We start from the raw sequence: 21,008 nt of genomic DNA, 5'->3' as shown, positions 1-21,008 counted from the left end.
CGTTATTGAATGCTAGGGTTTGTTATCGATATTATGTAACGCATCCTACTTAAAATAATCTGATAACTTAACTATAAAATGAAGAATTTAGGCCAAAGTCGTGACGTATTCTACGTTTCTGACGGAACAGCGATTACTTGTGAGACATTGGGACATGTGGTTTTGGGGCAGTTTGCCATTACTGCTAGAGAAAAAACGTTTCCGTTTGTGGAAAGCGAACATAAGGTAGATGAACTCATTAGAGAAATTAATCAATCTTATGAACGTCACGGCGTTAAACCCCTCGTGTTTTTTTCTATTGTTCTTCCTCAAATTCGGACTAAATTACTCGCGGCGTGTGCGCACAGTTATGATGTCTTGGAAAGCATGGTGGCGCAGGTGCAAGGTGACCTGAAAATGGAACCAACACCCAAATTACAGCGTTCACATAGCGTTGCTAAAGATTCTGATAAATACTTTGATCGTATTGCCGCCATCGAATATACGTTGGCGCATGATGACGGTGTGTCGCTGAAGAACATTGAACAAGCCGATATCATTTTATTGGGCGTATCAAGAAGTGGTAAAACCCCAACAAGTCTTTATATGGCGATGCAATTTGGTCTGCGTGTGGTGAACTACCCCTTTATTGATGACGATATAAAACGGCTACGTTTGTTGCCTGAGTTTGAAATTCATCGTCATAAGTTGTTTGGATTAACGATTGACCCTGAACGGTTGACTGAAATCCGTGAAAATCGTTTGGCAGGCAGTGACTACGCGAGTACAGAGCAATGTTTGCAAGAACTGGCGAGCGTTGAGGCGTTGTTTCGTAGGGAAGCGATTCCGTATATTAATACCTCGTCATTGTCAGTAGAGGAAATTTCAACGCGAGTGTTAGAGCGAGCAGGGTTGAAGAGACGTTTATTCTAAAGATCAGCATAGGTCATCACACTCTCGATAGGTTGTTAACGTACTCAAGGTATTGAGGCGGTATACTGAGTGCCTTCTTCACTCTGTGGCTTTGTGTATGTTATTTCCACTATTTGTATTCATTTGTTTTTTACTGATCGTTGCTGTGTCTTATTTGGGTTTTGCGCCCAGTAAGCATGACCGTAATAAGAGCGACGCTAACAATAAGCAAAAGGATGAGAAAAGTTGGCATCTCAATCAAAGGCAAGCATTGATGCGAGCGCTTGTCCTTGCATCATTGGTCTGTGGCGTCTCATTGGTTGTATGGAAGCAACTAATAACAGAACAGCCGGAGGCACCGACATTGCCACCATTTAAAAATGGTGAAATGGTGATGGCTGAGCTGCAAGAAGCATTAACGGAAGACCCTAACAATGGTAAAAATTGGTTTTCACTGGGTCAGATGTATATGCAGACGCGAGAGTTTGCATCGGCGATTACCTGTTTCGATTATTCCATCCGTTTGTCGCATAACCCATACGCCGGTCAGTATGCCGCGATTGCGACCGCTAAATATTATGCAGCATCGCAGTCAATGACGCCTGAGGTTATGGTGTTGCTGAATAAAGCCCTAGAAATGGACCCTCAAAATGATACGGCGCTGTTATTAATCGCATCGGACCATTTCCTTAATTCGCGTTATGAGGACGCGATTACGCAGTGGACGATCATCCTAGATTCGAATCGTCAGGGGGTGAAACGCGCCGCATTAATCGAAAAAATCAACCAGGCTAAAGCGTTGCTCTAATGGAATAACAATCGGGTTAGCTTTATGTTTTTTAGACGACAACTCGTTATAGATCACGATTAACACTTAACATTCAACTGTGAAAAATGATGAATTCGATGTTGTGACAAGCGAGTGCAAGGACGCTCGCTTGTCAGGTGTTAATGTTGGTAGATAAAACCGCCGTACATGTACTTTGTGGCTTCCGCGCCCAAAACCACGACCCTATCACCAGGTTGAAGGTTGCCGCTGTTGACCAGTTTCGCAAAGCTGGCCCATATCGCAGCGGAACCAAGGTTACCCCATATTTTGGCATCGTTGATGATCTTATGTTTTTCTATACCTAAGGCTTCGCTCAATTGAACGTCAATGTTACCGCTAGCTTGATGGGGAATAATGTAATCAAAGTCATGAATATGATGCCCTTGTGCTTGAAGTGCCCCTATGCTGGCATTGAATAATGCTTCACCACTCTGGCGGACATTGGTGGCATTGTGATGGAATCGAGCGACACTTTCTTGTGTGTGCACGGATAACGACCCGCCATCGAGCGAAAGACCGGGTTCCATTCCCGAGCCTATTTGTCCCATATAGCAGTGGGAGATAATACCGCGTTGCGAGCCGTCATCAGCGCCGAGTATGACTCCGCCAGCACCATCGCCCATTTGCATGTAGTTGACCAGCTGGGATTGGTCTAAGAACTCTTCTCTATAATCAAAGTATACGGAGCCCGTTTCACTTCCAACGAGCGCCACTGGCTTTCCAAGCAGGGTAATGCGAGGTATCGCGATTTGCAGTGCACTTGCAAACCCAGTACAAGCTTGTCTTAACTCCATGAATGGTCCATGAAATTTAAGCTTCTCGGTGACCCAAGCAATGCTTGGCGGCAGTTGAGTGTCAGGGGTGGTAGTGTGACCTATTAGGTAGTCTAAATCACTGAGTGAGGTTTGAGATTGAATCATTAATCGGTGCATGACTTCGACGACTAAGTCTGAATTGCTCGGATTAGGGTTGCTGACGTGGTCGTGAATACTGCGACAAAAATGACGTTGTTTAATACCTAAAAAAGGTGCAATTCGAGCGGCAATTTTTGCATAACGTCGACCAGATAGTTTCTCCAATGCCGTAAGCAGCTGATCGTTGTCTAACTGTTGGTCTGGAAACGCGTGACCTGCAGCAAGGAGTTTGACTTGGCCGGGTAAGAAAGTCGTGGTCATTAATGTTCATCCTTAGCATTGAAAATGTCGTCGAGGTTTACACCAATGGTGTTGAAAGCTGCTCGCTCTGTGGCAAGTAATTCGTACAAGCGTTTGGAAATGTTAAGTTGAAAATCTCGCCATTGTGTACTGTCAAAACCGAGCGTAATGGCATGCCTTTTCGATAAGGTGACATGCTTGGCCTCATCTTGTTTTATTGCGCGACATAACAGCACAAACGGGTGGCGAGTATCAAAGCTGCCTTTCTCTATCGCTAACATGAGTCGACATACCAACGCATCGAGACAGGCGATCTGCGCAAAATGTATATCGAAGCTTTGCTTGACTCCTAATGAAGCAAAAAAACGTTGGCTACGTCGTTTTATTTGAACAATATCGGCGGGTTCACTGAGAGAGTTGCGAACCCACTCTAGTGCTTCCTCATGATATTGTTCATCGGCAACAATCGATTCGAAATCCTGTGCAGCCTCGAGTACTGGGTTAGATTCACGTTGACGTTGTACCTCGTTATGGAAAACCCATTGGGAAGATTGCTCGCCGCAGATTAGTAATGGGAGTAATCGCGCAAGGGCTACGTGTTGGGCATCGCTGAAGACAATGGGCTGCGCACAATGCGTTTCGAGCCATTGCTTCACTGGGCTTTGACTTTCTGCAGTATGGGGGAGAGCTGGAAAACATGGCTTCATAATGTTTGGTCACTGTTCCTTCAATAACTCGTATTATACATAGACCGGAAAACGTGATGAATCTTTCACAACTATATCAATTAAGTACACAAGATATTTTTAAATTGTAGTTTAAGTAATCTCCAATAACGACCTAATATAGATATAGTTTGTGTCATTTTCAAAAGAGGTATCGAATGCAAGATGTACCGAATGGCCTTATAGAAGGACGCGTATTAGCAAAAAAAAACTGGACGGATAAATTGTTTAGTTTAGAGATCTCTGCACCAATCACGCCTTATGTCGCGGGTCAGTTTACAAAGCTCGGTCTAATTAACGACAATGGTGAATGGGCGAGGCGTGCTTACTCGATGGTTAACCATCCTCAACACGCCTATGGGTATCAACATCTAGAGTTTCTGATCGTCGCTGATGATTCAGGGCTGCTATCGCCAAAGCTAAATGCGCTGAGCGTGGGCGACGCGGTCTACGTGGGTAAGCAAGCTTCAGGTTTTATGACATTGGATGAAATCCCGGATACAGCGCGTGAACTGTGGATGCTAGCAACGGGTACCGCTGTTGGTCCATTTTTATCAATGATAGAGGATGACTCAATTGGCGAACGGTTCGATAAGGTCAATCTAATACATGCCGTGCGCACCGCGAGTGAATTGGTTTACCCGGATCAAATCGCAGCGTGTAGTGAACGATTGGGGGATGCTTTTAGTTACCTTTCCGTCGTGTCTAGGGAATCGCATGACGACAGTCTGCGCGGGCGTATACCAGAGTTATTGATAAGCGGTGTGATACAACAAACGCTGGGTGAAAAACTCGATCCGGCTCGAAGCTTTGTTTATCTATGTGGAAACCCTCAGATGGTTAAAGATACCAGTCAGACGTTGGTTGACCTAGGGCTCTCTAAGCACTTGCGTAAAAAGCCGGGGCAGTTTGCTAGTGAGAACTATTGGTAGTCGCCCCTGTACGGCGTTACATTGCTAGGCAGGTGGAAGGAGGGTTTGATTCGTTGGGTGGAAAGTTGCCCACCACGAAGAACTTGCAGCACAAAATGACTTTTGCAATGAACGTTAATACGTGTATCCAATCCCAAAGAATGCAGATTCTAATCCTGTGTTGTAACCAACGTCGGCGGTAAAACCGGTGACACTAGTTTTAAACAAAAGACCGATATTGCCGTTGAATCGTAAGTCTGACTCATACTCTTTGAAAGGGACGTCATCGAGCTTTTCAATACTTCGATTGGCGACGCCAGCTCCGACATAACCGACAATGTTTTCACTTAACGATTTAACGACGCCGACATTTAGCGCAAAGTCATCATTGTTTGGTCCTGTGCCCCCAGCAAGGTTGGAATAGAAGCCGAAGCTCAGGTTACGATCATGATAAAGCCCAACCCCAAAACCACCTTCGCTTGTGGTACCGACGGATACACTGTTGTAGGTACCAGCAAGGATAGGTGAGCTAAGAAAACATAAACAAGTGAGCAAACGTAATTTCATAATGACCTTCTATTGAACTTTGCGGCATGCTGACATTATAGATTGATACAACATAGAGATAGCAGCAATAGGTTAAGGGGTTATTAATAAAAGGTTATAGTAGAAAGCAGTAAAAAGCCCTAACTTTTGGTTAGGGCTTTGGCAAACAATCGCATAGGTCACGCAAGTGTCTATCGGTGAACATGGAGGTATTGATTTTAAACGTTACCCCCACGCACCGGTTTTTGACGTTGAATCGTTAAAACACGGATAATCAGTATTTTGATTCTCTTGCTTCTTTCTCTGCTTCCCATTGTGGTACGACAGTTTCTAGGAAGTGTTGTTTCTCTGCGTTCATTTTATCCATATCCATACCCAATGCGGCCTGTGCTTTTTCTTTGGTTGAAATATCTGGAATTTCAACTGGGTCTGTAATGCCTTTTTTCGCGAGTAGGCGGATGAGTTTGGCTCGAGCGTCTGCAGCCTTACCCACTGACGTGCCAAGCACTTCTAAAGCCACCTCTGGTGCGTGCATATGGACGCCATGTGATGCAATAGCATAGTCCCAGCGCCATTGAGCATGACGAATGTCCATTAAGATAGGCTTCATTTCTTCTTCAGTTGCACCGGCATCCCATGCGGCGCCCGCTTCGAAGTGCGCGGCAACAATTTGCTTCTCTGCGGTGAGCTTCATGTTGAGTACTTGTGCTTTACGCGATGAAACAATGCCTTGCAGTTGATCTTTGCTCTGCGTATGACAATTTGCACAGGTGTCTTCAAAGCGATCAAACGGGTTGCCGACTTTGTGGTCGGTGTAAACCGTCCCATCTTCTTTAGTTACCTTCGGCATATGGCAGTCAACACAAACGACGCCGTTTTTACCATGTATGCCTTCACGCCATGTTTCAAAACCAGGGTGCTGCGCTTTTAACATCGGCGCTTTAGAGACAGCATGCTGCCAATCTTTAAATTCGATGTCGTCATAGTATTGCTCCATTTCACCAACTCTGGTGCCACGGTCCCAGGGGAATTTGACACTTTTGTTGGGTCCAGTGAAGTAGTACTCGACGTGGCATTGGGCACAAACTGACGCTTGTTGGTCAAGGCGAGATTGGTCTTCAAATTTTTTGCCAATGGCTTCAAATGCTCGTTCGACGTAAGGCCGAGTCAGTGCGAGTTCGGGTTCACCATTTTTGAATTTTTCGCTACGAGTGTCATGACAATCGGCACAACCGATCGGGTTGGAAATTTCACCACCAAGGCGAGCCCATTTACCTTCAAAATAGCCGTCTTCGCCTCGCTCTTCGATTACACGGGCAACATCTGGGCTTTTACAGCTCCAGCATGCCATAGGCATAGGTCCGGACTTCGGGTCGGTAGGTCCACCAGTACGCAATGTTTGGGTGACATCATCGATGGCAAAGAAGTGACCACGGGCTTTATTGTAGTCCTTTGCAAAGCCATACCCGGCCCATAGAATGACCATGTTAGGGTCTTGCTTAAGTGCATCTTCTATCCCATCACTTTCGCTGGTCTGTTTCCAGGTCTTGTATTGATCAGGGTGGTTTTCTTCATAGGTTTGGTTTCGAGGATCAGCCAATCCATCCTTTGTTGCAGCAAAGGCGGGTGCGCTAGCGGCACCGAGTATTGCCAGCGATGCAACGGAACTAATAATCCAATGCTTGTTCACAGTGTAATCTCCGTATTCTAATAGTTGAAATGCGTTGTGGGGCTTTTCCGTTAATAAGAACTGGAGATGTCTTGTGCTAATGCTAAATAACGCTCTCTATAGGCATAAGCGGGTGACCAAGTAATAATACGTCACAAATCGACATAAATTTTTACATGTCGGCCCTTTACTGTTTTAGATCAATTTACGACAGTGATCTTGATCATACCCAAATAAATCTACCCCTAAAGGGTTACGCTCCGCCTGTTTTGTTGATATTAATTATCATTATAAAACAGGGGTTTATGTGAAAATTCACACACAGAATATAGTGACTTTGCTCACTAATTCATCAAGGGGTAGTAGGCAAACCAGCCATGAAGGAATAAGATCAATATGTGAAGCGTTGTGGCTCCTCCTGAATAAGAATTGATAGCATTTTGTCGAGTTCGCTCGAGAAGAAGTATTAATTATCGACCTAACTGCCAGCTAACTGATTGGTAGAAATGGTTTAAGGAAAGGATACGATGGGCAATGTTAAATTGACCATAACGATAATGCTTCAAGCCCTTCTAGCATTTTCTTTTTATGGTTTTTCACTCAATGCCTTTGCCGACGACGCTGCATTCCCACAAGAGGGCGCTGCGCAACAGCGGTATAAGGTAGAGTTGATTCGTGACAAGGATTACAAATGTGTCCAATGTCATAAAGACTCAAAACAACCCCTTGCAGGGTCGCATGGTGAAGACGCAATGGCGGCACTAGGTAAAGAGGTAAACTGTACCCAGTGTCATAGCAACATTGGACCTGATCATCGTGATGGTGCTTCAACCGTCATTCAGTATCATGAAGCCCAATCCCAAGCCGGCAGCGACAAAACGCAGCTTAACTCTGTTGCAATACTGAAGGCTAACCAACTCTGTACCGACTGCCACCAACCTCCAGAATTACGTAAAGCCAATTGGACTCACGATGTTCATGCTAAAAACCTGACGTGCAGCAATTGTCATTCTGTTCACGCGGAAAAAGCAAAAGCCTTGTCTTATGACCACAAAACGACAATTAAGATGTGTGTCGATTGCCATAAAGACTTCAACGAATTGCGTGAAGAGGAGGGCAAATGATATGAGTTGTTCTAGACGAAATTTTTTAGCCGGTTCTGGTGCGGTTATCTTTACCACAGGTGTTGCAACGACATCGGTATTAACCAGCACTAATTCGAATGCGTCAGCCGAAAATACGGAATCAGTCAAACGTTACGGTATGCTACACGATGAAAATGCTTGCATCGGTTGTACGGCGTGTACGGAAGCGTGTCGAGAAGTGAACAATGTGCCTGAGGGCGTGTCTCGACTCGAGATAAATCGCTCTGAGCCTATGGGTGAGTACCCAGATGTTGAATACCGTTTTACTCGAACTTCTTGTCAGCATTGTGAAAACCCACCTTGCGTCTACGTTTGCCCAACAGGCGCCGCTTACAAAGATGAAGAAACCGGTATTGTCGATGTCCACAAAGAAAAATGTGTAGGTTGTGGGTACTGCCTTGCTGCTTGTCCGTATCAAGTGCGTTTCTTCCATCCAGAAGATCACTCTGCAGATAAATGTAATTTCTGTCGAGATACCAACCTAGCGGCCGGGAAACAACCTGCTTGTGTCGAGAGTTGCCCAACCAAAGCGTTGGTTTTCGGTGACCTTAATGATCCGCAGAGTAATATTAGCCAAGCCATCACGATTAATGCGGTTTATCGAGATAAAGCGCATTTAGGCACGAAGCCTAAGCTGTACAAAGTACCGTTCCATAAGGGGGAGGTGTAGCATGAGTATCTGGGAAACTGCATTTCATTTTGACTCGTTAGTATGGGATTGGATCATTGCTATCTATCTGTTTTTAGCAGGGATGTCGGCAGGGGCGGTAATGATTGCGCTGTATTTGAAGCGTCATGTTATCGAAGGTAACCCGGCAGATAACGGCATATTAAAAGCGATGGCATGGTTAGCTCCATTTGGCATTATTGTTGGATTGTTGATCTTGGTCTTCCACCTCACTAAACCGCTCGAGTTTTGGAAAATCATGATTTACTTTAATCCGACCTCCGTGATGTCGATGGGGGTGATTTTGTTCCAAGTTTATATGGTGGTTTTGTTTGTGTGGATAGGGATGATTTTCCGCAAGCCAATCATGGACGTTTTAGGCAGTAAGTTCGACTTTGTTGAAACTATTCTGATTAAATTGGAAGAAATTGAGAATGGACTCGAGGTGTTTTTGGGTGTGTTGGCGATTGCTCTTGCCGCGTATACCGGTTTTTTATTATCCGCGTTAAAGACCTATCCAATGTTAAACAATCCGGTGCTGCCGATTTTGTTCTTATTTTCTAGTTTATCATCGGGTGCGGCGGCAAGTTTACTGTTTGGGATCTTAGTCTTTAAAGAGGATGCGCATAGCCCAAGCGTGAAGTGGGTACATCGATTCGAACGTCCAGTCGTTTTGTTTGAGCTATTTGTGATCATTACTTTCTTTACAGGCTTAATCTTTAGTGGTGGTCAGAATGAAGCGGCGGCTTGGAACGCTATCGGCGGTGGCTTTTGGTCCAATTGGTTCTGGTATGGCGTGATTGGTTTCGGCATGTTGTTGCCATTAGCGATGAACTTCTTTAGCTCTGATAAGGTGAAGCACAATCACGGTTTTATTCTTGTCGTGACAACGTTAAGTTTATTAGGGGTATTGATGCTGAGAACCTTCGTGTTGTACGCCGGTCAAATGACGATTGTTTAGGTTGACTAACGTTTTTGCTCCGCTACGGTTCTAACGTGGCGTAATGCCGTCATTCATAACGAAAAAGGAATGACGGCATCGTTACTTTTCGTGCGGCATCGTTACTTTCCGTGCGGCATAGTTGTATCTACGCCTATTTTTAATATCGAAAGTGAGTGGATGGAGGAGTCTATTATCAGCACCTACAAGAGCATTGAAATCAAAAACTATTTCTCAATTGTGCTTACTGTTTCTACCGAGGCTTTATGATCGGCTATGTTGGGTTGTTCACGTTAATTTGCGCGGCCATGACGAGTTCGTTAGGTGCGGGCTTGGGGTTTACCGCGACCTTAGCTAATGCAGAACAACATGTAGGCAAGATATCACGCACACTTCGTATAACCAGTGTTCTCGCGTTACTCTTTGCTTTTGTATCGATGGCTATTCTGGCTTACGGATTTGCGCTTAACGATTTTTCACTAAGCTACATTGCCCATAACTCGAATAGCCAGCTACCACTGCCTTTTAAAATTGCCGCGACATGGGGTGGCCATGAAGGGTCGATGCTTTTTTGGGTAGTGACGCTTTCGCTTTGGGGATGGAGTTTATCCCGTTCATTATCGTGTCAATCAGATCGATATCTCATCCACGCCACATGGATCATGCAAGCGTTCGTGGCTATTTTTTCATGGTTTACCTTGCTGGCGTCTAATCCGTTTGAATTTAATCAAGTATTGCCACTAGAAGGCCGTGATTTAAATCCGATGCTACAAGATATTGGTTTGATTATTCACCCTCCGCTGCTTTATGTGGGCTATGTGGGGTTTGCTTCGGTGTTGGCACTTGCTGTTGGTTCATTACTCGCAAACGACATGACCATGACATGGGTCATCATCGCAAAAAGATTCACGTTAATCGCATGGATATTTCTGTCCGTCGGCATTGCGGTTGGGTCGTGGTGGGCCTATTACGAGCTGGGTTGGGGGGGCTGGTGGTTTTGGGATCCGGTGGAGAATGCTTCCCTATTACCTTGGCTCACGGCGACAGCTCTGATGCACACTTTACTGGCCTCTAAAACTAAGAAACAGTTACTTATCTGGACTTATTCTCTCGCTTTTGTGACGTTTTGTTTAAGTATACTCGGTACGTTTATTGTTCGATCTGGGGTGCTAACATCCGTACATGCCTTTGCGGTGGACCCAGGTAAAGGCTTTACGTTGTTAGCGATATTAACCCTGGTTTTTGTTTTGTCTTTCTTGACGCTTGTTAAGCGGATTGATGGTATTGAATCACAACCATTAAAAGGGATATTGAATAAGGGCTTTTTATTGTTGGTGTGCGCAAACCTCTTTACGTTAGCCACGATCATCGTGGTATTTGGCACGTTTTATCCAATGGTGTACGAGTTCGCTGGACTGGGTAATATTTCTGTTGGGGCACCTTACTTCAATTTACTTATTGCCCCGCTGGCAATAGTGGCATTATTCGTGGTTGGCTTCGCTGCTTTGCTTAAATGGAATGCTGTGGTTCCTTATTCATTGATGCGGACTTCGCTATGGATAGGTGTGGTAACGTTGGGAGTATCAGCCACGGTTGTGAGTTATTACGTCACGCGAAATCAATATGTGGGTGCCGATTGGTCGATGTGGGCAGTGTGGACGTGTTGGGGGGCGACATGGGTAATTGGCTGCCATGGGGTCGGGTTGTACAGAGTTTGTCTGAACCCTCAATCCACCTCTAAGATGATCAGACGATGTGTTTATATCTCAATGGCGCATATCGGGCTGGCGGTTACGGCTTTTGGTGCCGCGATGAACAGTGAATATTCCTACGAGATGACACGTAAGTTAGGCCCCCAATCTCAAGTAGAATTTGGCGATTATCAACTTCGTTATGTTTCTACGGAGCTCTATGTAACTCAGTCATTTAGTGCAGAGCGTGCAATCATTGAAATTAAAACATTGGATTCAATATCAGATGAATCGGCGCACACTTGGCTTGCGACTCCGGAAAAGCGACATTATCCGATACGAGTGATGAATATGACTGAGCCATCGATGACGGCCTTTTGGCACGGTGATATTTATATTTCACTTGGGGAAAAAATTGATGCTTCACACTATGCGGTGCGCATACAGTTCAAAGCTTTCGTTCGGTGGATTTGGTTGGGCGCATTGATTATGGTGCTTGGCGTTACAGGTGTGTTATTTAGTAAGCGCACAGGTCAAGCTAGTTATGCGCCATCTATGCCGAGAACTCGACCAGAATCACCGGGTAAATATGTTTCTTCAAATATGAAGGCGGATGATGTTGCGTAACTGGATCAGTAGGAGCATCGTGTTGTATTTTAGAGTCGTCGGTACGGCTGGGTTACGGCTATCTGAAAACATGAGTAGACGGCTATTCCTCACGGCTATCTTATCTTGTTTTGTTTTCATTGCTCCTAGTGCGGTAGCGCAAAATTCACAATCGGTTGAATTATTTGAATTTGATTCTATCAAGCAGCAAAAAGATGCGATTGCATTAGCGAAGACGCTTCGATGCCCGATGTGTCAAAATCAGAATTTGATTGAATCAAATTCACCCGTTGCTAAAGACATTCGACTGCGAGTGTTTGAATTGATTAAGCAAGGGAAAACAGACCAAGAAGTAAAAGACTATATGGTGGAACGATATGGACAACACGTTCTGTATCAACCGGCGCTTTCAAGGCAAAATATGGTGCTGTGGGGGTTGCCCATCGTCGTAGCGTTGTTACTCATCGTCTCGATGTTTTATCGTGTGCTGAGGCCAAAATAACGAAATGATAAATGGTGCCGACGACACGGAGTACGCCAATAGTTAATTAATGTATTGTGGTTCCCTGTACCATAGACGAATCTTAACACCGTAATGGGAATGAAGGGTTATGACGCCACAGCAAAGCGCATTTTTGAATGAGTATCTTACTACCTTATCTCAACATGAGAGGTCAAGGATCCCTGATGTGGTCGCAGAATACTTTTGCGCTGATGAATACAACGCTAACGAGTGTGCAAGGCTTATTAATGCAGGAATCAAGACGGCCAGTTGCAGCTTAAAAATAGGTTACGACATTGATCACGAACCTCTGCCCCAAATTGGAAGAGTCGCAGTGGTTCTCAACTGGGCCGAGATGCCTATCTGCATTATTAAGCTGACCGATGTCCTTATTTGCCCATTTGATAGTGTGACGGAAGAGTTTGCGTATCAAGAAGGTGAGGGAGATAGAACGTATGATTCTTGGCGACGTACCCATATTGACTTCTTTCAACGCCATTCTTCTGAGCTAGGGCATCACTTCACAACTCGAGATGAGCTCGTCCTCGAACTGTTTGAAAAAGTCTATCCGGTTTAATATTTATGGCCTGGCGATGGTTGATTATCTGTTTCTGAGTGCTCGATGGTCTCTGACACGTTTCGTTTATTATGCTTCACTTAGAGCACGCAAGTTAATAAAGAATAAGAAACGAGGAATAATGATTAAGGATGTCTATTAAGTTTGAAAGTCGTCGCCTGAAAATGCGCCAAATTAATGTTAGTGATGAAGATATTTTTAAACAGCTTCATAAAAACCCTCATGTGACGCGATTGTGCTTTGATACTCCGAGCGATCAAGAGATTGAACAACGATTTCAGTCACGCTTGCCACCGTGGTGTTGTACCTCTCATCATTGGCTATGTTTAACTATTGTTGATAAGAGCACCAAACAAAAAATAGGCATTACGGGTATTATCATCAACGAAGGTAGAGCGGAAGTTGGGTATTTACTTGCTCCTGAACATCAAGGTAAGGGTTTTGCTACGGAATCACTCGAAGCGTTATTGTTATGGGCACAGTTGTCATGGGAAAAACAATCGCTCCGGCCACTCTATTTTTCTGCTGTCGTTACAGAGGGTAATAAAGCGTCTGAACGAGTGTTGACTAAATGTGGGTTTACTTTCATTGAACAAATAGCGAATGCTTACGCCATCGACGGTGTTGTTTATGATGACCGGATTTTTGAGCGTTGACGGTTAGCGGCGTGAAGAGCGGCCGTCGGGACCGGTTTTAAAATGGATTAACGATTATGTATGCGGTTATATTTCGAGCAACAATGAAGCACCCTAACGAACAATATGAAAGAATGGCCGCACGTCTGAGGTCATTAGCGTTTTCAAAATATCGTTGCATTGATTTTGTTACGTCATTGGAAGGGAATAAAGAAATTGCCATTTCATATTGGCATAACCAAGAAGACATACAAAAATGGCATCAAGATCCATTGCATAAGGAAGCGCAACGCCTAGGTAAGGAAACGTGGTATCACGACTATAACGTTGAGGTCGTCGAGTTAAAAAGGAGGTACTCAAGTGAAGGTGAGTTATAGAGAAATGCAAACAACCGATTATGATGCGGTTATTGCGTTATGGGGCATAACGGAAAATATGCAGCTGAGAGAAGCGGATAGTCGTGAAAGCATTACTGACTATCTCGATCAAAACCCGAATTTAAGCTTCGTGGCTACCGTGGGTGGACAAATGGTTGGCGCCGTACTCGTTGGGACAGATGGACGTCGCGGCTATATACAGCACCTTGCGGTGGCAGATAAACACCGTGGCAAGCGCATTGGTAAGGGGCTTATCGAGCAGGCGACAACCGCCCTTGGTCTCATTGGTATCCGCAAAACACACCTCTTTGTCACAGCAGAAAATGAAAATGCGCAACAGTTTTATCGCTCACTGGGGTGGGAAGATCGAAAGGAAATCAAGATGTACTCTTTTAATGCATCGGCCAATTTAAATATCTAATCGATGCTTAACATACTAAGCGTTTTAGTACCGACTCGAGCTATTGAATCTAAGACAGATAAGCTGAACTTTAAGGTTGAGGGAAGTAAACCAAACGAGTGGTAGAAACCGACACGGTGTTCGCGCTGCTTTCGTCGACTGAGCATGCCCGGCGCTACCACAAACTAAAAAGCCATGACCTGATAGTCATCAATGCTTAATTTTTAATGAATCGGTTATAGACAAAGAGCAAGACAAATGCACCTAAAGTTGCGGTCACAATACTCCCGATGTTGATGCCATTTGCTCCGCCTAAGCCGAGGAAGCTCCCTAGAAACCCACCCACAAAAGCACCGGCAATACCAAGCCCCATAGTGGCTAACCAACCGCCGCCATCGTTACCCGGCATCAACCATTTTGCTAGTGCGCCTGCGATGAGCCCCAAGATAATCCAAGATAAAATACCCATAACCATTCCCTTACTATGCCACAGCAATTGTTAATACTACGTTTGCTAATCATAGACCAATAACGTTATCGTTCAGTAAATAAGCAGATATTTATTTGTGAAGTGCAGGCGAATTCTCTTCGACTCCAATGCTATACCAGTGAAAATATGATCTATTATTGAATGGGTCTGCTAATCAATGAATTGCTTTTAAACATCCATCATCAAATCTAGGATGATGAGTTAGAAGTTAGAAGTTAGAAGTTAGAAGTTAGAAGTTTTTCCAAGGTATCGGTAATCAAACCCATCAAGGAGTAGGGAATGAATGTGTCACGGATAGTAAAAGCGCCATTAACCTTATTGTTGTTTCTGATTGGATTCGGTTTTTGTGTTCCAACGTATGCGTCAGTCGAGGCAGAGAGCGAGCAGAGCAAAGAGCAGTTAGCGTTAGATCGTGTCAATCGAGAAATTCAAGAACTCGCGGATTCTTTGAAACATTCCACCGGTGACCAAAAAGATGCAATCCAATTTCGTTTGTTTAATAAAAACAATGAATTGCGTGAGGTCATAAATACTGCAGTTGATAAAGGTGTACTTCCTAAGCCTTTATTGTTGGAACAAGTAATATTGCAACAACAGTACACTCAAGGGGCGAAAACGTATCTTGAAGACAAAATAAAATCAGCTAATGAGTCGTTTAACTCAGCGAAAGATGAAGAAAAACTGTCGATTCTTAACACATACCGAGAATTGCAAGACTATTTAGATTCCACTTACGATAGTAGCTGGCAAAATTTGACTTGGTTGCAAAAATTAAAAGAGCCAAATTCCGACTTAGAACAAGCGCTCGCTCTACGTATAGCCAAACGTATGCGTTTGATCTCCGCTTCGGTCGAGTATTTTGATCAGCAAGTTAAGACTGTGGCGACGCAAATAGCGGTTGCGCCAGAGTCAGAAAAAGCGGCATTGCAAATGACGCAACTGATTACTAAACAGCGCTTATCTATTGAAACCACGAGTTTACAGGAGCTGATCGTTCTCGGGGACGACATGGATCTTGAGACCTCTGAATATAAACGGCAGGTATTTCAGGTCACCGGTAGTATTACGCAAGACATTTTGAACGTTAAGGTGTTTTTGTCACTATTAAGTGAATGGTGGAATGCAGGGTTAACATGGCTTGCTGATAATGCACCACAACAATTGTTCCAAGTGTTTATTTTCATCCTCATATTGATGGCCACTAGGATGATAGTGAAGTTGGTTCGTAAGCTTGTTAGTAAAGCTGTGGTGACAAAGAACTTCAAATTATCTCATTTGATGCAAAACTTCTTTGTATCAATGTCGGGCAACATTATTTGGATCATCGGTATCATGGTAGGCCTGTCGCAAGTAGGCTTAAACCTTGCGCCGGTGCTGACGGGTTTTGGTATTGCGGGTGTTATTATTGGTTTTGCACTCCAAGATACATTGTCTAATTTTGCGGCTGGGATGATGCTTCTCATTTACCGTCCGTTTGATGTAGGGGACTTCGTTTTTGCTGGTGGCGTTGATGGCAAGGTAAGCCATATGAGCTTGGTTAATACGACAATCCGCACCTTTGACAACCAGATTATTATTGTCCCTAATGGCAAGATTTGGGGGGATGTCATTAAAAATGTGACACATGAGCGTACTCGTCGAGTCGATATGGTGTTTGGCATCGGCTATGGTGACGATCTGCTAAAAGCTGAGTCTGTTCTTAATGATATCGTCACGGCTCATCCTTGCGTTCTCAAATCACCTGAACCAATGATTAAAGTACATACGCTAAATACATCGTCAGTTGATTTTGTTGTTCGACCATGGGTCAAGACAGATGATTACTGGGACGTGTACTGGGATGTGACGAAAGAGGTGAAGCTTCGTTTTGATAAAGAGGGCATCTCAATACCGTTCCCTCAACAGGATGTGCATCTGCATATGATTGACAAAAAAGAATCGTAAGACAACTCGGTAGGCAGGTAACTTTACTTAGTGAATATTGCTGAGTAAAGTTACCCATGATGTTGTTCTATTTATCTTATTTTTAATAATACCAAAGTCTTATTTTGTAAGCAGTTGTAAATTTGTGGAATTATCATTTTTTATACCATAAAAATTGACTCTATACACTAATTGTCGCTTGAACTCTCAATTTGTAATTCATGGGTGAACTAAAATTAACATAGATTAATTAACGTGGATGTCTCAAAGGAGTACGATATGGAAAAAATAATCAATACCCTTGGATTATGTATACTTGCGAGTAAATACGCAGCGGTGTTACTGGTAGCGGGTATCACCCTGAGTACAGGGGTGCTAGCAGCAGAGCTTCTCTGTACAGGAGTGGAAAGTAGCGAATAAGGCAATAAAGAATATTTAGCAATTCAATTTTCTATTACCTTTTTATTGCTTAATATTGGGGAGTGTCGAGCTCCCCTTTTATATTTTTTAACCTGACACTGTTGAGTGTTTTAATATTAATTATCAATCTTATGATTATTTAATTTTCGAGTGAATATATCATTTAGGTTATATTCCTATGCGTTCGGACGACATATGAGTTTGTCGTCACTCTAATTAGCGTTTACTTGACGTTCTACATCACCTCACTTCAAGTGCACACCATTCACCCAAAACGAAGTCAAATTCGAATAAGTGTGCCATTAGCTTTGATCCCATCTGCAATTCATAATAAGCTTGTCACATTGTGAGTGTTGCCTAACAAGCGCAGGCTTCTAGTGTGTGATTTCACTGCGATAATGCTCTGTCACTCCCGTTTATTCGATTTTTTATTAGGACTCTTTTCATGAGTAATCAGCAACAAAATAATCCTTTGCATGGCTTAACATTAGAAAAAATTCTAACGCGCTTAGTCGAGCACTATGGCTGGGATGATTTGTATTATCACATTAACGTTAACTGCTTCAGCAATGACCCATCGATTAAGTCATCACTGAAGTTTTTACGAAAAACTCAATGGGCGAGAGACAAGGTAGAAGCCTTGTATGTGTCAACCTTCAGCTAAACTAGACTCAACCTATGTCTCGCTCCTCCCAGTTAGAGCTATTCTTTGGTTGGGGCGCCGCCAACATTATCATTTTCATGTTATTTCCAAATAGAGCCACGAATGCTTAAAATTTCCAACACCGTAGAGCTAGCCGAATGGGAAATCGAACTTACCGCGATACGATCGATGGGGGCGGGTGGTCAAAAAGTAAATAAAACAAGCTCTGCGATACACTTACGCTTTGATATCAAGAGATCGACACTTCCCGATTTCTACAAGGAAAGCCTGCTCAAACTTTCAGATTCACGGATAACGAAAGATGGGGTCATTATTATTAAAGCGCAAGCTTATAGAACTCAAGAGCAGAACAGAGAAGATGCCCTAGAAAGACTCAAGCAGTTGATTGTATCGTCTGCTGTGGTCCAAAAAGCGAGGCGCGCGACCAAGCCTACACGCAATTCACAGAAACGTAGGATGGACTCGAAGAAACGCAAAGGCAATACCAAAGCATTGCGTGGTAGGGTTTCCGATTAACGGTAGTCCAATATCAATAAAAAAGATGAATCAACAAGTATAAGGAAATACTGATGAGAATTATTGAAGACGACTTGCAAGGCCCTCAGATTCAAGTGCTCTTGCAGGAACATCTAGACGAAATGCATGCGACGTCCCCAGCTGAAAGTGTCCATGCATTAGATGTTACAGGATTACAGCGACCAGAGATTACATTTTGGTCAGCATGGATTGAAGATGATTTGGTAGGGTGTGTGGCACTCAAGGTTCTCGACCACGAGCATGGTGAAATCAAATCAATGCGCACAACGAGTGCCGCGCGTGGAAAAGGAGTGGCTAAGCTACTCGTTCGTCATGTCCTTGATTTTTCTAAGGCGCAAGGTTTAAAGCGTTTGAGCCTAGAAACCGGAACGGAGGCTTTTTTTCATCCAGCGAGAAGCTTGTATCGCGGTTTTGGCTTTGTAGATTGCTCGCCATTTGCTGATTATACGCTTGATCCAAATAGCGTATTTATGACCAAGCGGTTACGTCTTTAGCGTATCTAAAACACCCTTAGTGTATCTAAAGCACCTAGCGTATCTAAAGCCGCTAGGAATCTAAAATCCACAGCACTTATTATTTAAAATCTACTATCTAAAGGCTCAAGTTACATAGCGCGACAAACAATGTTGATTTTAAGCTAGGCTATTAATTACATAGCGCTTAAGAGGAACTAACATTGGGAACCGTAGAATTTAAATTTGTCGACTGTCCTTATTGTGGCGAAACGTTTGAGACCTCTATCGATGGCTCAAATGGGGAACAAGATTACGTAGAAGATTGCTATGTCTGTTGTCGACCCATTGTATTTGCTATCACGATAGTCGATGAGGAATTATTTGTTTCTGTGCGACATGAAGATGAATGTTAGTCATTAATGGAGTATAAATCACAAGCCAATAGCCGTCCTCGTCGAGAGAGGGTGGCGCTATTCTGTTTCTTTGGGGTAGGGTAAAATGTTTGACACCAATTTCGTTGTAGGGATTTAAAAGCGTGGGTTTAGATTTTGACGTTCTCGTCACTGGTTTTTCACTGAGCATTTCGCTCATTTTGGCTATCGGTGCTCAGAATGCGTTTGTTCTTAAGCAGGGTTTGAAAAAGCACCACGTTTTCTGGGTGTGTTTGGTTTGCGCCGTTTCGGATGCACTGCTTATTTCTGCTGGCGTTGGCGGTTTTGGAGTGATGATTGAATCGTATCCACAGATCGAAGTCGTGGCACGTTATGCGGGCGCGATATTTTTGTTTGTATACAGCGCGCAAAGCTTCCGCTCGGCCTTTACTGCCGAGCACCAACTGACTCCAGAAGGTGAGTCAACGTCTAGCCTCTGGAAAACGTTAGGGGTTTGCCTTGCTTTGACATGGTTAAACCCGCATGTCTATTTAGATACTGTCGTACTGCTTGGGTCGATTTCAACACAATATGCGCCATCGCAATTGTCGTTTGGTGTTGGTGCCGTTATGGCATCGTTTGTGTTCTTCTTCTCTCTTGGATACGGTGCTCGTTTACTCATACCGTTATTTAGTAAGTCATTATCGTGGAAGGTATTAGAAGCAGTAGTTGGCTGCATTATGTTAGTGATTGCAATGAGTTTGGTTTGGCGTTGAATAGCTCCACGATGCATGGAGCTATTTGCAATCCACCACGTTAAGCCGCTGTCATTTTACTGCAAGGTGGCTTAAACCGTAATGAAGTTTGATGGGTATTATGATGCTTGAATCGTTGTGATTAACTTTTCAGCTTCTTCTAAGTGCTGCCCACCAAACAAATTACAGTGATTGAGTACATGGTACAAATTATAGATATTTTTCCGGTATTCATACATAGGTTCAATTGCGAGAATACTTTCGTAGCCTTGATAGAACTCCGGCCGGAAGCCGCCAAATAACTCAGTCATCGCCAGGTCACATTCTCTGTCTCCCCAGTAACTGGCTGGGTCAAAGCAAAGGGGACCAAACGCGGTATTGGCAACGTTACCGTTCCATAAATCACCATGCAATAAAGAGGGTTTTGGGTTATGACCTGCGAGCTGTTCATTGACTAAGTCGACAAAATTACCGATGTGTGTGAAGCTGATTTTTTTCTCTTTGAGGAGTTGAAGCTGCCAACCAATGCGTTGCTCGGAAAAAAAACGAGACCATTTTTTATGCCATTGGTTTGGTTGTACGATTTCACCAATATAATTATCGTGGTCAAAACCAAATTCAGCTTGTTCACCCCACTTATGCAATTTGGCGAGCTGGGTCCCAAAGCGATAACTATTTTCTGCCACATCTAACGGTTTTACCGGGATGTAGTTGAGTACGATGAAGGCACATTCTTTAGTTTTACCTGTTAACACGACTTCTGGGAGTTGAACACTGTTGGTTTCTCGAAGGGAGTGCAGGTTTTCTGCTTCTAATTCGAATTTAGGTAGAAGGTCTTTATGATTGGTTTTGATAAAATAGCGCTGCTCACCATCGCTCACCATATAACATTGGTTGATGTCGCCACCTTCCATTTTTACATGCTCTCTGATGTTAAATTTGAACATCAATGTGTCTGATAGTTGGTCTGAAATCGCTTGCCACATACGCCACTCCCGTTAATCAATCTCTTTGTATTTTAGAACACCTTTGCAATGTATACAGTGATAATCGACACAGCTTAGTCATTGTTGTTTTTGGAAACGAAAATCTAGACACTTAAAAATGATACTTGGGTAAATCTAATGG

General features: G+C 43.7%; 25 protein-coding genes. 19 read left to right on the top strand and 6 right to left on the bottom strand.

The genetic code is table 11. The features are described 5' to 3' along the window. Positions 1-78 precede the first annotated feature (78 nt). Together AB4405_RS07670 and AB4405_RS07665 are read left to right on the top strand one after the other, a co-directional pair. A complete protein-coding gene (locus AB4405_RS07670) occupies positions 79-912 on the top strand; it encodes a pyruvate, water dikinase regulatory protein (protein ID WP_372060296.1) in 834 nt (277 codons plus the stop codon). 97 nt (positions 913-1,009) lie between these two features. After that, the gene (locus AB4405_RS07665; RefSeq protein ID WP_372060295.1) at positions 1,010-1,699 is read left to right on the top strand and encodes a hypothetical protein; all 690 of its coding nucleotides are present in this window, start codon (positions 1,010-1,012) and stop codon (positions 1,697-1,699) included. 140 nt (positions 1,700-1,839) lie between these two features. Here AB4405_RS07665 and AB4405_RS07660 read toward each other — a convergent pair whose 3' ends face one another. Further along, positions 1,840-2,895 (bottom strand): 3-oxoacyl-ACP synthase III family protein, encoded by a 1,056-nt coding sequence (locus AB4405_RS07660; RefSeq protein ID WP_372060294.1) that lies wholly within the window; start codon positions 2,893-2,895, stop codon positions 1,840-1,842. Continuing rightward, entirely contained in the window at positions 2,895-3,581 is a 687-nt protein-coding gene (locus AB4405_RS07655) for a hypothetical protein (protein ID WP_372060293.1), read from the bottom strand. The genes AB4405_RS07660 and AB4405_RS07655 overlap by 1 nt, the downstream gene beginning before the upstream one ends. Positions 3,582-3,757: 176 nt before the next feature. Here AB4405_RS07655 and AB4405_RS07650 point away from each other — a divergent pair, with 176 nt between their 5' ends. After that, positions 3,758-4,531, top strand: coding sequence for a ferredoxin--NADP reductase (locus tag AB4405_RS07650; RefSeq protein ID WP_372060292.1), 774 nt, complete (start codon positions 3,758-3,760; stop codon positions 4,529-4,531). A 114-nt stretch (positions 4,532-4,645) separates the two neighbouring features. On the opposite strand, the gene AB4405_RS07645 is transcribed toward AB4405_RS07650, so the two are convergent. Continuing rightward, positions 4,646-5,077: a hypothetical protein gene (locus tag AB4405_RS07645; RefSeq protein ID WP_372060291.1), complete on the bottom strand. Its 432-nt coding sequence runs from the start codon at positions 5,075-5,077 to the stop codon at positions 4,646-4,648. A gap of 253 nt (positions 5,078-5,330) precedes the next feature. After that, the gene (nrfA, locus tag AB4405_RS07640) at positions 5,331-6,746 is read right to left on the bottom strand and encodes an ammonia-forming nitrite reductase cytochrome c552 subunit (RefSeq protein WP_102467890.1); all 1,416 of its coding nucleotides are present in this window, start codon (positions 6,744-6,746) and stop codon (positions 5,331-5,333) included. A gap of 506 nt (positions 6,747-7,252) precedes the next feature. On the opposite strand from nrfA, the gene nrfB reads away from it, so the two are divergent. The 9 genes from nrfB to AB4405_RS07595 all read left to right on the top strand — a co-directional run bounded on the left by nrfB (position 7,253) and on the right by AB4405_RS07595 (position 14,286). Then, on the top strand, positions 7,253-7,849 hold the full coding sequence (gene nrfB, locus AB4405_RS07635; RefSeq protein WP_372060290.1) for a cytochrome c nitrite reductase pentaheme subunit: 597 nt from the start codon (positions 7,253-7,255) through the stop codon (positions 7,847-7,849). 1 nt (position 7,850) lies between these two features. Further along, positions 7,851-8,540: a cytochrome c nitrite reductase Fe-S protein gene (nrfC, locus tag AB4405_RS07630; RefSeq protein ID WP_102467888.1), complete on the top strand. Its 690-nt coding sequence runs from the start codon at positions 7,851-7,853 to the stop codon at positions 8,538-8,540. Between the two features lies 1 nt (position 8,541). Next, a complete protein-coding gene (nrfD, locus tag AB4405_RS07625) occupies positions 8,542-9,498 on the top strand; it encodes a cytochrome c nitrite reductase subunit NrfD (RefSeq protein ID WP_372060289.1) in 957 nt (318 codons plus the stop codon). A 245-nt stretch (positions 9,499-9,743) separates the two neighbouring features. Continuing rightward, positions 9,744-11,795 carry a heme lyase CcmF/NrfE family subunit gene (locus AB4405_RS07620; RefSeq protein ID WP_372060288.1) on the top strand — a complete coding sequence of 684 codons (2,052 nt, stop codon included), beginning with the start codon at positions 9,744-9,746 and terminating at the stop codon, positions 11,793-11,795. Positions 11,796-11,814: 19 nt separating this feature from the next. Beyond that, a complete protein-coding gene (locus tag AB4405_RS07615; RefSeq protein ID WP_372060287.1) occupies positions 11,815-12,276 on the top strand; it encodes a cytochrome c-type biogenesis protein CcmH in 462 nt (153 codons plus the stop codon). A gap of 109 nt (positions 12,277-12,385) precedes the next feature. Beyond that, positions 12,386-12,853, top strand: coding sequence for an ASCH domain-containing protein (locus AB4405_RS07610; protein WP_372060286.1), 468 nt, complete (start codon positions 12,386-12,388; stop codon positions 12,851-12,853). 131 nt (positions 12,854-12,984) lie between these two features. Further along, complete coding sequence (locus AB4405_RS07605) at positions 12,985-13,509, top strand: GNAT family N-acetyltransferase (RefSeq protein WP_372060285.1); 525 nt, start codon at positions 12,985-12,987, stop codon at positions 13,507-13,509. Between the two features lie 56 nt (positions 13,510-13,565). After that, positions 13,566-13,865 (top strand): antibiotic biosynthesis monooxygenase, encoded by a 300-nt coding sequence (locus tag AB4405_RS07600; protein ID WP_372060284.1) that lies wholly within the window; start codon positions 13,566-13,568, stop codon positions 13,863-13,865. Positions 13,866-13,869: 4 nt separating this feature from the next. Continuing rightward, positions 13,870-14,286 (top strand): GNAT family N-acetyltransferase, encoded by a 417-nt coding sequence (locus AB4405_RS07595; protein WP_102467882.1) that lies wholly within the window; start codon positions 13,870-13,872, stop codon positions 14,284-14,286. 196 nt (positions 14,287-14,482) lie between these two features. Here the strand turns inward: AB4405_RS07595 and AB4405_RS07590 are convergent, their stop codons facing one another. Beyond that, positions 14,483-14,734 (bottom strand): GlsB/YeaQ/YmgE family stress response membrane protein, encoded by a 252-nt coding sequence (locus tag AB4405_RS07590; RefSeq protein ID WP_372060283.1) that lies wholly within the window; start codon positions 14,732-14,734, stop codon positions 14,483-14,485. 300 nt (positions 14,735-15,034) lie between these two features. Between AB4405_RS07590 and AB4405_RS07585 the strand changes: the two genes are divergently transcribed. The 7 genes from AB4405_RS07585 to AB4405_RS07555 all read left to right on the top strand — a co-directional run bounded on the left by AB4405_RS07585 (position 15,035) and on the right by AB4405_RS07555 (position 19,901). Next, the gene (locus tag AB4405_RS07585; protein ID WP_102532410.1) at positions 15,035-16,699 is read left to right on the top strand and encodes a mechanosensitive ion channel family protein; all 1,665 of its coding nucleotides are present in this window, start codon (positions 15,035-15,037) and stop codon (positions 16,697-16,699) included. Between the two features lie 258 nt (positions 16,700-16,957). Next, positions 16,958-17,098: a hypothetical protein gene (locus AB4405_RS07580; RefSeq protein WP_198593075.1), complete on the top strand. Its 141-nt coding sequence runs from the start codon at positions 16,958-16,960 to the stop codon at positions 17,096-17,098. A gap of 445 nt (positions 17,099-17,543) precedes the next feature. Next, a complete protein-coding gene (locus AB4405_RS07575) occupies positions 17,544-17,762 on the top strand; it encodes a VF530 family DNA-binding protein (protein WP_102467879.1) in 219 nt (72 codons plus the stop codon). A gap of 102 nt (positions 17,763-17,864) precedes the next feature. Further along, a complete protein-coding gene (arfB, locus tag AB4405_RS07570; RefSeq protein ID WP_102532409.1) occupies positions 17,865-18,278 on the top strand; it encodes an alternative ribosome rescue aminoacyl-tRNA hydrolase ArfB in 414 nt (137 codons plus the stop codon). Positions 18,279-18,331: 53 nt separating this feature from the next. Continuing rightward, positions 18,332-18,793, top strand: a complete 462-nt coding sequence (locus AB4405_RS07565; protein ID WP_372060282.1) for a GNAT family N-acetyltransferase — start codon at positions 18,332-18,334, stop codon at positions 18,791-18,793. A 182-nt stretch (positions 18,794-18,975) separates the two neighbouring features. Continuing rightward, positions 18,976-19,167, top strand: a complete 192-nt coding sequence (locus AB4405_RS07560) for a CPXCG motif-containing cysteine-rich protein (protein WP_102467876.1) — start codon at positions 18,976-18,978, stop codon at positions 19,165-19,167. 122 nt (positions 19,168-19,289) lie between these two features. Then, on the top strand, positions 19,290-19,901 hold the full coding sequence (locus tag AB4405_RS07555) for a LysE/ArgO family amino acid transporter (protein ID WP_372060281.1): 612 nt from the start codon (positions 19,290-19,292) through the stop codon (positions 19,899-19,901). 98 nt (positions 19,902-19,999) lie between these two features. On the opposite strand, the gene AB4405_RS07550 is transcribed toward AB4405_RS07555, so the two are convergent. Further along, the gene (locus AB4405_RS07550) at positions 20,000-20,866 is read right to left on the bottom strand and encodes a fructosamine kinase family protein (RefSeq protein ID WP_372060280.1); all 867 of its coding nucleotides are present in this window, start codon (positions 20,864-20,866) and stop codon (positions 20,000-20,002) included. Positions 20,867-21,008: the final 142 nt, after the last annotated feature.

Origin of the sequence: Vibrio sp. 10N.261.51.F12 (assembly GCF_041471725.1) — a bacterium.
Taxonomy (GTDB): Bacteria; Pseudomonadota; Gammaproteobacteria; order Enterobacterales; family Vibrionaceae; genus Vibrio.
The sequence above is the reverse complement of the archived record's forward strand: the minus strand, read 5'-3'. Positions and strand labels throughout refer to the sequence as shown.